Source organism: Pseudomonas sp. MDT1-16 (assembly GCF_054898115.1).
Map to the genome: position 1 here is coordinate 6,149,439 of NZ_CM142717.1, position 12,540 is coordinate 6,161,978.

Sequence of the window (12,540 nt, forward strand, 5' to 3'; positions counted from 1 at the left end):
ATGAGGAGCCCGCATGTCCGTTCACCTTGCCATTCAGGACCGCTGGCTGGATCTCAATGATTTGCTGCGTGAACTGGTCGCCCAAGGCTTTATCAGCCAGGACGCGGCCGAACACGCGCTCAATGCTCGACGCCGTCACGCCGCCAATGGCCAGATGCACCCACTGGAATTCATCGCCAGCCAACACCTGGACGATTTCAGCCGTCCCGGCAAACACCTCGACCTGGAAAGCCTGACGCTTTGGCTGTCGCAGCAGGCCGGCCAGCCATATCTGCGAATCGATCCGCTGAAAATCAACGTCGCGGCGATTACGCCGCTGATGTCCTACGCCTTCGCCCAGCGCCACAAGATTCTTGCGGTCTCCATCGACCGCGACGCGGTGACCGTGGCCAGCGCCCAGCCCTACGTCACCGGCTGGGAAGCCGACCTGACCCACGTGCTGAAACTGCCGATCAAGCGTGTGGTGGCCAACCCGGTCGACATCCAGCGCTTCAGCGTGGAGTTCTTCCGCCTGGCCAAATCGGTCAGTGGCGCGACCAACGCCGATCAGCAGATGAGCACCTTGGGCAACTTCGAGCAGCTGCTTAACCTCGGCGCCAGCGACCAGGAACCGGACGCCAACGACGCGCACATCGTCAACATCGTCGACTGGTTGTTCCAGTACGCGTTCCAGCAACGCGCCAGCGACATCCACATCGAACCCCGGCGCGAGCAAGGCACGGTACGTTTTCGCATCGACGGCGTGCTGCATAACGTCTATCAATTTCCGCCACAAGTGACCATGGCCATCGTCAGCCGCCTGAAAAGCCTCGGGCGGATGAACGTCGCGGAAAAACGCAAACCCCAGGACGGACGGGTCAAGACCAAAACCCCGGACGGTGGCGAAGTCGAGCTGCGGCTATCGACATTGCCTACCGCATTCGGCGAAAAAATGGTCATGCGGATCTTCGACCCGGAGGTACTGCTCAAGGACTTTGACCAGCTGGGCTTCTCCGCCGATGACTTGCACCGCTGGAAGGACATGACTAGCCAGCCCAACGGCATCATTTTGGTCACCGGGCCGACCGGCTCCGGCAAAACCACCACGCTTTACACCACGCTAAAGAAGCTGGCGACGTCAGAGGTCAATCTCTGCACCATCGAAGACCCGATCGAAATGGTCGAGCCGGCGTTCAATCAGATGCAGGTCCAACACAACATCGACCTGACCTTCGCCGCCGGTGTGCGCGCACTGATGCGACAGGATCCGGACATCATCATGATCGGCGAGATCCGTGACCTCGAAACCGCAGAAATGGCGATCCAGGCTGCGCTCACTGGCCACTTGGTGCTGTCGACGCTGCACACCAACGATGCGCCGAGCGCGATCAGCCGCTTGCTGGAGCTGGGCGTGCCGCATTACTTGATCAAGGCCACGGTGCTCGGCGTCATGGCCCAGCGCCTGGTCCGCACCTTGTGCCCGCATTGCAAGGCGCCGCTGACGCTGGGTGAAGAAGACTGGCAAACCTTGACCCGCCCCTGGCAGGCACCGTTGCCGAACAACGCACAGCGCGCCATTGGTTGCCTGGAATGCCGCGATACCGGTTACCGCGGCCGCGCCGGGGTCTACGAAATCATGCAGCTGACAGACGGCGTCAAAGCGCTGATCAACCCCGACACCGATTTGCTGGCAGTGCGGCGTCAGGCGTTCAAGGAAGGCATGCGCAGTTTGCGGTTGTCAGGGGCGCAAAAAGTGGCGGCCGGTTTAACGACGATTGAGGAGGTCTTGCGGGTGACGCCGCAGAGCGAGCAGAAATGAAGCCTTTTATGTCTCCTGATGATGCGAGGGCCGACTAACGGTTCTTATCCCCAACCGGCACCGCTACACTCCTGTGATCGCAACTTCATTGATCAACAGGGAATCGTTATGCAGATCGGTAGCGTGCTTTTACTTTTTGTCGGCCTGGTGGTCGCCATTCTGTTCATGGGTTTCAAGGTCGTGCCTCAGGGGTACCAATGGACGGTCGAACGTTTCGGCCGCTACACCAACACGCTCAAGCCCGGCCTGAACATCATCATTCCGGTGATGGACCGCATCGGCCGCAAGATCAACGTGATGGAAAGCGTGCTGGATATTCCGCCCCAGGAAGTCATCACCGCCGATAACGCCACGGTGCAGATCGACGCGGTGTGTTTCTTCCAGGTGGTTAACACCGCCCAGGCCGCCTACGAGGTCAACAACCTCGAACACGCGATCCGCAACCTGCTGCAAACCAACATCCGTACCGTGCTCGGCTCCATGGAGCTGGACGCGATGCTCAGCCAGCGCGACGGGATCAACGAAAAACTGCTGCGCACTGTCGACGAAGCCACAGCACCGTGGGGCATCAAGATCACCCGGATCGAGATCAAGGACATCAGCCCGCCGGCTGACTTGATGGCTGCAATGTCGGGGCAGATGAAAGCCGAGCGGATCAAGCGCGCGCAAATTCTTGAAGCCGAAGGCCTGCGTGCCGCGGCGATTCTGACTGCCGAAGGCAAGAAGCAGGCACAAATCCTGGAGGCCGAAGGTGGCCGTCAGGCAGCGTTCCTTGAGGCCGAAGCCCGTGAACGCCAGGCCGAAGCCGAAGCCCAGGCCACCAAAGTGGTGTCCGAAGCCATCGCTGGCGGTAACGTGCAGGCGGTCAATTACTTTGTCGCGCAGAAGTACATCGATGCGCTGGGCAAACTGGCCTCGGCCAACAACAGCAAAGTGATTCTGATGCCGCTCGAGGCCAGCTCGATGATCGGCGCAGTCGGCGGCATCGGCGAAATCGTCAAGGCCACGTTCGATAACAAGAAAGCCTGAGGCACGATATGTGGGCATTCCTGCAGCATTTATCGTTCTGGGACTGGCTGGCATTAGGCACCGTGCTGCTGATTCTCGAAGTGTTCGGCGCCGGTGGCTACTTGCTGTGGATCGGTATGGCAGCCGCCGCCGTTGGCGTACTGATTTATGCAGCGCCGGACATCACCTGGGAATTGCAGTTTCTGCTGTTCGGCCTGCTGTCGATCGCTACCGCCCTGTACTGGTGGAGACGCCAGCGTAGCGCGGTGCGGATGAGTGATCAGCCGAACCTCAATCTGCGCGGTCAGGAATTGATCGGTAAAACCTTTGTGGTACATGAAGCGATTGTCGACGGTCGCGGCAAGATCAAGGTCGCCGACGGCGTGTGGATGGCCCGAGGGCCTGACGCCGCAGCGGGCCGCCGCGTTCGGGTGATCGGGCAGCAAGGGGCTATTTTGCTGGTTGAACCAGCTGAATGAGCCGTTACGGAACTCGACTGGGTGATTAGCAATCCAAGGCCGTAGATAACCCAGTGGAGTCACCCCTCATGCGTCTCAAACTTGCTGTCGCTACCATCGCCCTGTTGTCCCTTCCCGTCGGTTCGGCGATGGCCGATAGCTTTTGGCGTAACGTCATCTCGTCCGGTGCGACCACCGGCTCGACCTACCTGACCTTCAAGGATCACAAGCTGATCGTTGCCGCCCAGGACGACGCCGGCAGCTTTGTTGCCAGTGACGGCGGCATTCGTGGGCCATACCTGGAAGCCGCGATGCAGAAAGTCCGCGCCGACAACCCTGGCCTGCAGGCCACGGACATGGAATTGGCGAACGCGATCCTGGCGAAGAATGCCGTCGCTTCGGAATAAGCTTTTTGGCTGAACAAAAATGCCGCTCCCATGAGCGGCATTTTTTTGCCCGTGCGGTCAGCGGTAATCATCCACCGGTACGCAAGCGCAAAACAGATTGCGGTCACCGTAGACATTGTCCACCCGGTTCACCACCGGCCAATATTTATGCGCCTTGGTGTGAGCATCCGGCGTCACCGCCTGCTCGATGGTATAAGGCCGCTCCCAAATCCCGGTGATGTCCGCCAGGGTATGCGGCGAACGTTTCAGCGGGTTGTCATCGGCCGGCCAGTTGCCGTTCTGCACCTCGGTGATTTCCGCGCGGATACTCAGCATCGCGCCGATAAACCGGTCCAGCTCTGCCTTCGACTCACTTTCGGTCGGTTCAACCATCAACGTCCCCGGCACCGGAAATGACATGGTCGGCGCATGAAAGCCATAGTCCATCAACCGCTTGGCAACGTCTTCCTCGCTGATCCCGGTCAGCGCCTTGAGTGGCCGCAGGTCAAGAATGCACTCGTGAGCCACCCGTTCGTTACGCCCGGTATAGAGCACCGGAAACGCACCGGACAGATGCTGCGCCAGGTAATTCGCGGCAAGAATCGCCACCTCACTGGCATCCGCCAATTGCGGCCCCATCATCGCGATGTACATCCAGCTGATCGGCAAAATGCTCGCGCTGCCCCAAGGTGCTGCGCTGACCGCTCCGTTCTGCGGCAGTGGTCCTTCAATCGGCACCACCGGGTGATTGGCCACGAACGGCGCCAAATGCGCCCGCACCCCAATCGGCCCCATGCCCGGCCCGCCTCCGCCGTGGGGAATACAGAAGGTCTTGTGCAAGTTCATGTGGGACACGTCGGCGCCTATGTCCGCCGGGCGCGCCAGCCCGACCTGGGCGTTGAGGTTGGCGCCATCCATGTACACCTGGCCGCCGTGACTGTGGATAACTTCACAGATTTCGCTGATGCCTTCCTCGTATACCCCGTGGGTAGAAGGATACGTCGCCATCAGGCAGGCAAGTTTGTCGCCCGCCTCCGTAGCTTTGCCTTTCAGGTCATCCAGATCGACGTTGCCCGCCTCGTCGCACTCGACGATCACCACGCGCATGCCGGCCATTTGCGCCGACGCCGGGTTGGTGCCGTGGGCCGAAGACGGAATCAGGCAAATATCCCGCGCGCCCTCATGACGACTCTCATGGTATTTGCGGATCGCCAGCAACCCGGCGTACTCGCCTTGGGCGCCGGAGTTGGGTTGCATACAGATTGCGTCGAAACCGGTAATCGCGCAGAGCCAGCGCTCCAGTTCTTCGATCATCAGTGAATAACCGACCGCCTGCTCTTTCGGCGCAAACGGGTGCAGGTTGGCGAACTGCGGCCAGGTGATGGGAATCATCTCGCTGGTGGCATTGAGCTTCATGGTGCAGGAGCCCAGCGGGATCATCGATTGATTGAGCGCCAGGTCCTTGTTCTCCAGTTGCTTGAGGTAACGCAACATTTCGGTTTCGCTGTGATGGGCGCTGAACACCGGGTGACGCAGATAAGGCGAGGTACGCAGCAGACCTGCGGGAATGCCGGAATCAAGGGCTTCAGCGTCCAGTTCGTCGACGTTAAGCCCGTGATCGGACCCGAGGAACACATCAAACAACTTCGCGACGGTGGCTTCGTCAGAGGTTTCGTCGAGGCTCAGACCCAACTGCCCACGCCCGAGAATGCGCAAGTTGATCTGTGCGGCCTGAGCGCTTTCGATGATTGCCGTCTGAGTACCACCGACCTCCAGCGTCAGGGTGTCGAAAAAGTGTTGGTTGTGGCGGTTGATGCCGTGGCGCTCAAGGCCGGCGGCGAGGATACAGGTCAGCCGATGGACGCGTTGGGCAATGCATTTGAGCCCTTCCGGACCGTGATAGACCGCATAGAAACTGGCGATGTTGGCCAGCAGCACCTGAGCGGTGCAAATGTTCGAGTTAGCCTTCTCCCGGCGGATATGTTGCTCGCGGGTTTGCAGGGCCATGCGCAAGGCGACATTGCCGCGAGCATCTTTCGACACGCCGATGATCCGCCCGGGAATCGCCCGTTTGTACTCATCGCGACTGGCAAAAAACGCCGCGTGAGGCCCGCCGTACCCCATGGGCACGCCGAAACGCTGGGATGAACCGAACACCACGTCGGCGCCCAACTCCCCCGGTGGCGTCAGTAACAGCAAACTCAGCAGGTCGGTGGCGACACACGCCAAGGCTTGCTGAGCATGCAGATGATCGATCAACGGACGAAGATCGCGGATCTCGCCGTGGGTATCGGGATATTGCAGGAGCGCACCGAACACCTGGTGCTGTTTCAAGTTATCCACAGCGTCGATGATCAGCTCGAAGCCGAACCCTTCTGCTCGGGTCTGGACCACGGAAATGGTCTGCGGATGACAGTTCTCGTCGACGAAGAACAGATTGCTTCTGGACTTGGCGACACGCTTGGCCAGTGCCATGGCCTCCGCCGCCGCCGTGGCTTCATCCAGCAGCGAGGCGTTGGCCAGTTCCAGGCCGGTGAGGTCGATGGTCAATTGCTGAAAATTCAGCAGCGCTTCGAGCCGACCCTGGGCGATCTCGGGTTGATACGGCGTGTACGCGGTGTACCAACCGGGATTTTCCAGCACGTTGCGCACAATGACGGTCGGCGTGAGGGTGCCGTGGTAGCCCATGCCGATCAGGCTGGTCCAGACCTGGTTTTGCTCGGCGTAACCGCGCAGTTTCGCCAGCGCGGCTTCTTCGTCGAGGGCGGGTGGCAGGTCGAGCGGCCTGTTCAGGCGGATTCCCGGCGGCACCGTCTGCTCGATCAACTCGACCCGGCTGCCGAGGCCGAGGCTGTCGAGCATTGCCTGTTGCTCGGCGGCATCGGGCCCGAGGTGGCGGCGAAGGAAGGCATTGGGGTCGCGTAACTGGCTCAAGGACGGCAACTGGGACATGACGGGCTCTCTCTTGACTGGCGCTCAACGTCGATGCAACACGGTCAAACCAGCATAGCAGTCGATGCCGGGGAGCCTTGAAGATCAGGATCCCGGAAACTGAAAAGCCCCGACAAGTCGGGGCTTTGGGGATGGCGCTTAAGGCTTACTCGCCGATGGCGGCTTTGTAGCCAGCTGCATCGAGCAGCGTGTCCAGATCGGCTGTGTTGCCTGGTTTGAGCTTGAAGATCCAGGCACCGTACGGGTCGGAGTTGAGCAGTTCCGGGTTAGCGCTCAGTTCTTCGTTGATGGCAATCACTTCACCGGCAACCGGGGAGTAGATGTCCGAAGCCGCTTTGACCGACTCCACCACGCCAGCTTGATCACCGGCAGCGAAGACTGTTCCGACTTCGGTCAACTCAACGAACACCACATCGCCCAAGGCTTCCTGAGCGTGATCGCTGATGCCCACGGTGACGGTGCCATCGGCTTCGAGACGGGCCCATTCGTGACTTTCGGCAAAACGCAGGTCGGCAGGAATATCGCTCATGTTCTGTGTCCTCAAGAGAATTGTCAGCGGTCGTTGCCCGCCAGAAAAGATTAGATCAAGGTTTTGCCATGGCGTACGAAGGTCGGTTTGACCACTCGGACCGGGTACCACTTGCCACGGATTTCCACTTCTGCGCGGTCGGCTGTCGCCATCGGCACGCGCGCCAGTGCTATCGACTTGCTAAGCGTAGGAGAGAAACTACCACTGGTGATCTCCCCTTCGCCAACATTGGCGATGCGGACCACTTGATGAGCGCGCAAAACCCCACGCTCCTCAAGGACCAGCCCGACCAGTTTGTGCTGAACGCCACCCGCCCGTTCGGCTTCCAGAGCACTGCGACCGATGAACTGGCGAGTGGCCGGCTCCCAGGCAATGCTCCAGGCCATGTTGGAGGCAAGGGGTGAAACGTCTTGGTGAATGTCCTGACCGTAGAGGTTCATACCGGCTTCGACCCGCAAAGTATCGCGCGCGCCGAGGCCGATCGGCGAGATGCCCGCGCCCACCAGATCGTTGAAGAATCCCGGCGCTTGATTGGCCGGCAGAACGATTTCCAGGCCATCTTCGCCGGTGTAACCCGTGCGCGCGATGAACCAGTCACCATCGGCCTGGCCTTCGAAGGGCTTGAGCATCTGAATCAGGTTGCCGCGAGACTGGGTCACCAGTTCGGAGATTTTGTGCCGGGCCTGAGGCCCTTGAATGGCCAGCATCGCCAGCTCGGAGCGCTCGTTGAGCCGCACCTTGAAACCATCGAGGTGAGCCTGCATCCAGGCGAGGTCCTGATTACGGGTGGAGGCGTTGACCACCAGCCGATAACCGTCCTCGAGACGGTAGACGATCATGTCGTCGACGATGCCGCCGCGCTCGTTGAGCATGGTGCTGTACAAGGCACGGCCAGGGCTGTGCAGACGTTCGACGTCATTGGCCAGCAAATGCTGGAGCCAGGCCTTGGCCTGACGGCCGCTGACATCGATCACGGTCATGTGGGATACATCGAAAACCCCGCAATCGCGGCGCACCTGATGGTGTTCCTCGACCTGTGAGCCGTAATGCAAAGGCATATCCCAACCGCCAAAATCGACCATCTTCGCGCCGAGGGCGAGATGAAGGTCATACAGAGGCGTACGCTGTCCCATGGGTTTCTCCTTCCGGGCGTGGCGAAGGTGCGGGCAGGTGCTGCACGGAGTGAAAGCCTTGAAATATATGGCTTTCAGCCGATTTCAGCTACCTGGTCTGTAGGACGGACCGCACCGAATGCCGCGCATTGTAGCCTCAAGGTGTAGGACTGGCACCTAGGTGTTTCGATGCGCCGAACGTCGAATCAATCCGATGACCGGTAACAGCCCGACCAAAATCAGGGTCAGGGCCGGTAATGAGGCCCTCGCCCACTCGCCTTCACTGGTCATTTCGAAGATCCGCACCGCCAGCGTATCCCAGCCAAACGGGCGCATCAGAAGGGTCGCGGGCATTTCCTTGAGCACATCGACGAATACCAGCAACGCAGCGCTCAACGTTCCTGGCAGCAACAATGGCAGATACACTTTGAAAAACAGTCGTGGCCCACTGACGCCAAGGCTACGTGCTGCTTCGGGCAAAGATGGCCGTATTCGCGCCAGACTGCTTTCCAGCGGCCCATACGCCACCGCGATGAAACGCACCAGATAGGCCAGCAATAACGCCGACAAACTACCCAGCAGCAATGGCTTTCCGGCGCCGCCCAGCCAACCCGATAACGGAATCACCAGTTCGCGGTCCAGGTAACTGAACGCCAGCATGATCGACACCGCCAGCACCGAACCCGGCAAGGCGTAGCCGAGATTGGCCAGACTGACGCCGGAGCGGATTGCTCGGGTCGGCGCCAGGCGTCTCGCAAACGCCAGCACCAAAGCAACACTGACGGTGATCAGCGCCGCCATGCCGCCCAGGTACAAGGTATGAACGATCAGGCCCGCGTAACGCTCATCCAAATCGAAGCGCCCGCGCTGCCAGAACCACACCATCAGTTGCAGCATCGGAATGACGAAGGCGCAAGCGAACACCAGACCGCACCAACTCATGGCCGCCAGCGCTTTGAAACCGCGCAGGTGATACAGCGCGTTGACCCGAGGTCGTTCGTTGCTCGCCCGGTTGGCCCCGCGAGCACGACGCTCGCCATACAGCACGACCATCACCACCAGCAGCAACAGGCTGGCCAGTTGCGCGGCAGTGGAGAGGCTGAAGAATCCGTACCAGGTCTTGTAGATGGCGGTCGTGAACGTGTCGAAGTTGAACACCGACACCGCGCCGAAATCCGCCAGGGTTTCCATCAGCGCAAGCGCCACGCCAGCACCGATGGCCGGGCGCGCCATGGGCAACGCGACTCGCCAGAACGCCTGCCACGGGGATTGCCCCAAGACTCGCGCCGCTTCCATCAAGCCTTTGCCTTGAGCCAGGAACGCGGTTCGCGCCAACAGGTAAACGTAGGGATAGAAGACCAGCACCAGGACCAGAATCACCCCGCCGGTGGAGCGCACCCGCGGCAACCTCAAACCCGTGCCGAACCCTTCGCGCATCAACGTTTGAACGGGGCCGGCGAAATCCAGGAGGCCGACGAAAACGAATGCCAGTACGTAGGCGGGAATGGCGAATGGCAGCATCAGCGCCCAGTCCAGCCAACGCCGACCCGGAAATTCACAGAGGCTGGTCAGCCAGGCCAGGCTCACGCCCAGGAGCGTGACGCCGATACCGACGCCGAGCACCAACGTCAGCGTGTTGCCGAGCAGGCGCGGCATCTGGGTGTCCCAGAGGTGGGACCAGATTTGATGATCGATGGTTTGCCATGACAACAGCAAAACGCTAAGTGGCAGCAGGACCAGCGCAGCGATGGCGAAGACCAAGGGGTACCAGCGGCGTTGGGCGGGGTGGGCCAAGAAAGGTCTCTCGCGGATAAATCGTGAAGTTTAGGGAAAACGCAAAAAGATCGCAGCCTCGTTTCACTCGACAGCTCCTACATGGGTACGCCATCCCAATGTAGGAGCTGTCGAGTGAAACGAGGCTGCGATCTTTTGATCTTTAAAGATAGAGACTCAGTTCCAGCCAGCGCGATCCATCATCCGAATCGCTTCAGCCTGACGCTTGCCGGCAATCTCCACCGGCAACGTATCAGCCACAAACTTGCCCCAGCTCGCCACTTCTGCGGAGGGTTGAACCGCAGGGTTAGCCGGGAATTCCTGGTTCACGTCAGCAAAGATCTTCTGCGCTTCAGGCGTGGTCATCCATTCAACCAAGGCCTTGGCCGCTTCCGGGTGCGGGGCGTGTTTGGTCAGGCCGATGCCCGACAGGTTCACGTGCACGCCACGGTCGCCCTGGTTCGGCCAGAATAGCTTCACCGCCAGATCAGGCTTCTGCTTGTGCAGACGACCGTAGTAATAAGTGTTGACGATGCCGACGTCGCATTGACCCGCGTTGATGGCCTCCAACACCGCGATGTCATCCGAGAACACATCGGTGGACAGGTTACTCACCCAACCCTTGAGAATCTTCTCGGTTTTGTCGGCGCCGTGGACTTCGATCATGGTGGCGGTGAGAGATTGGTTATAGACCTTCTTCGCGGTGCGCAGGCACAAGCGGCCTTCCCAGTTCTTGTCGGCCAGACCTTCGTAGGTGGTCAGCTCACCGGGCTTCACCCGAACGGTGGAGTAAGCGATGGTCCGCGCCCGCAGGCTCAAACCGGTCCAGGCATGGGTGGAAGAGCGATATTGGAGCGGGATATTGGCGTCGATCACCTTGGAGGTGAACGGTTGCAGGATCCCCATTTGCTCGGCCTGCCAGAGGTTGCCGGCATCGACGGTCAGCAGCAGGTCAGCGGTGGCGTTCTCGCCCTCGGCCTTGATCCGCTGCATCAGCGGCGCTTCCTTGTCGGTGATGAACTTCACCTGCACACCGGTTTTCGCGGTGTAGGCATCGAAGACCGGTTTGATCAGCTCGTCGATCCGCGAGGAGTAAACCACCACCTCGTCAGCGGCCTGGGTAGCGGTGCTGCCAATCAGGGTCAGGGCGAGCGCGGTCAGTAGACGCTTCGGTATCAACATGGGAGCGATCTCTCGGTTGAAAAATTGAAGCCAAATGATATGGACTCACATTTACCTTCTCAATCGAACAGTTCGCGGAGGCGTTACCAGATGTTGCACGCAGGCCTACAAGGGTGAGTCAGGCTTTGGCCAGCGCCGGCAGATCCCCGATCAAACCCAGCGCTTCGCGCACAAACAGCGCCTTGGCTTCAGGCATCTGGTCGACCATATTCAACCCGGCATTGCGCAACCAGCGAATCGGCAACGGATCAGCCTGGAACAAGCGCTCGAAACCCTCCATCGCCGCCATCAATGCCAGGTTGTGAGGCATGCGCCGACGCTCGTAACGGCTGAGCACTTTCACATCCGCCAAACGCTCGCCACGCGTGGCCGCTTGCAACAGCACTTCGGCCAGCACGGCGGCATCGAGGAAACCGAGGTTCACGCCCTGTCCGGCCAATGGGTGAATGGTGTGGGCCGCGTCGCCGATCAGCGCCAGGCCTTCAGCCACGTAACGCTTGGCATGGCGCTGACGCAGGGGCACGCACAGACGCGGATCGGCGCTGAGCACCGTGCCGAGTCGGCCTTCGAAGGCTCGCTCCAGCGCTTTGCAGAAACCTTCGTCGTCCAGCGCCATCAGGCGTTCGGCTTCGCCCGGGGTGGTCGACCAGACGATCGAACACCAATCCTGCTGACCATCACGCTCCAGCGGCAGAAACGCCAATGGACCGTTGTCGGTGAAACGCTGCCAGGCGGTCAGTTGATGAGGTTTTGAGCTGCGCACGCTGGTCACGATCGCATGGTGCAGATAGTCCCACTCGCGAGTCGCCACACCGGTCAGCCGCCGCACTGCGGAGTTGGCGCCATCCGCCGCAATCACCAGCGGTGCGCGCAACGTGCGCCCATCGGCCAGGGTCAGCAGCCAATCGTCGCCGGAGCGACGCATTTGCTCCAGGCGCGCGTTGGCCAGCATTCCCAGATCACAGTCATGCAAACGGTCGAGCAAGGCATCTTGAACCACGCGGTTCTCGACGATATGCCCCAGCACTTCGGCATGCACACTGGTCGCCGAAAAATGAATGTGCCCGGTGCCACTGCCGTCCCAGACGTGCATGTCGGTATACGGGCTGCTGCGCCGGTTGGCGATACCGTCCCAGACACCGAGGCGTTCGAGAATCCTATGGCTGGCCGTCGACAAGGCGCTCACTCGCGGTTCGAACGGCGATTGCTCGTCGAAGGGCTTAACGCTCATCGGGCTGCCGTCCAGCAGCAGGACTTCCAGTCCGCTGTCCTGCAACGCCAGCGCCAGGGTGCTACCGACCATTCCGGCCCCGACAATCAGCAGATCTGCGCGCATTTCCAT

10 protein-coding genes are annotated in these 12,540 nt (G+C 60.5%); 4 read left to right on the plus strand and 6 right to left on the minus strand.

Annotated features, from left to right (window positions below):
• The first annotated feature begins 13 nt into the window (after positions 1-13).
• The 4 genes from ACYZT3_RS28475 (at position 14) to ACYZT3_RS28490 (ending at position 3,671) form a co-directional block, all read left to right on the plus strand.
• Positions 14-1,798 carry a GspE/PulE family protein gene (locus ACYZT3_RS28475; RefSeq protein WP_462031226.1) on the plus strand — a complete coding sequence of 595 codons (1,785 nt, stop codon included), beginning with the start codon at positions 14-16 and terminating at the stop codon, positions 1,796-1,798.
• A 108-nt stretch (positions 1,799-1,906) separates the two neighbouring features.
• The gene (locus ACYZT3_RS28480) at positions 1,907-2,827 is read left to right on the plus strand and encodes an SPFH domain-containing protein (protein WP_008150402.1); all 921 of its coding nucleotides are present in this window, start codon (positions 1,907-1,909) and stop codon (positions 2,825-2,827) included.
• A gap of 8 nt (positions 2,828-2,835) precedes the next feature.
• Positions 2,836-3,285 carry an NfeD family protein gene (locus ACYZT3_RS28485; RefSeq protein ID WP_282376115.1) on the plus strand — a complete coding sequence of 150 codons (450 nt, stop codon included), beginning with the start codon at positions 2,836-2,838 and terminating at the stop codon, positions 3,283-3,285.
• Between the two features lie 68 nt (positions 3,286-3,353).
• Positions 3,354-3,671 (plus strand): DUF2388 domain-containing protein, encoded by a 318-nt coding sequence (locus ACYZT3_RS28490; protein WP_010466645.1) that lies wholly within the window; start codon positions 3,354-3,356, stop codon positions 3,669-3,671.
• Positions 3,672-3,728: 57 nt separating this feature from the next.
• On the opposite strand, the gene gcvP is transcribed toward ACYZT3_RS28490, so the two are convergent.
• From gcvP to ACYZT3_RS28520, 6 genes are all read right to left on the minus strand, one after another.
• Positions 3,729-6,602, minus strand: a complete 2,874-nt coding sequence (gene gcvP, locus ACYZT3_RS28495) for an aminomethyl-transferring glycine dehydrogenase (RefSeq protein ID WP_282376116.1) — start codon at positions 6,600-6,602, stop codon at positions 3,729-3,731.
• Positions 6,603-6,747: 145 nt separating this feature from the next.
• The gene (gene gcvH, locus ACYZT3_RS28500; protein ID WP_282376117.1) at positions 6,748-7,131 is read right to left on the minus strand and encodes a glycine cleavage system protein GcvH; all 384 of its coding nucleotides are present in this window, start codon (positions 7,129-7,131) and stop codon (positions 6,748-6,750) included.
• 50 nt (positions 7,132-7,181) lie between these two features.
• Positions 7,182-8,264 (minus strand): glycine cleavage system aminomethyltransferase GcvT, encoded by a 1,083-nt coding sequence (gene gcvT, locus ACYZT3_RS28505; protein WP_131063329.1) that lies wholly within the window; start codon positions 8,262-8,264, stop codon positions 7,182-7,184.
• A gap of 156 nt (positions 8,265-8,420) precedes the next feature.
• On the minus strand, positions 8,421-10,037 hold the full coding sequence (locus tag ACYZT3_RS28510) for an ABC transporter permease (RefSeq protein ID WP_282376118.1): 1,617 nt from the start codon (positions 10,035-10,037) through the stop codon (positions 8,421-8,423).
• Positions 10,038-10,193: 156 nt separating this feature from the next.
• Positions 10,194-11,198: an extracellular solute-binding protein gene (locus ACYZT3_RS28515; protein ID WP_282376119.1), complete on the minus strand. Its 1,005-nt coding sequence runs from the start codon at positions 11,196-11,198 to the stop codon at positions 10,194-10,196.
• A gap of 118 nt (positions 11,199-11,316) precedes the next feature.
• Entirely contained in the window at positions 11,317-12,534 is a 1,218-nt protein-coding gene (locus ACYZT3_RS28520; RefSeq protein WP_282376369.1) for a 2-octaprenyl-3-methyl-6-methoxy-1,4-benzoquinol hydroxylase, read from the minus strand.
• Between the last annotated feature and the right edge of the window lie 6 nt (positions 12,535-12,540).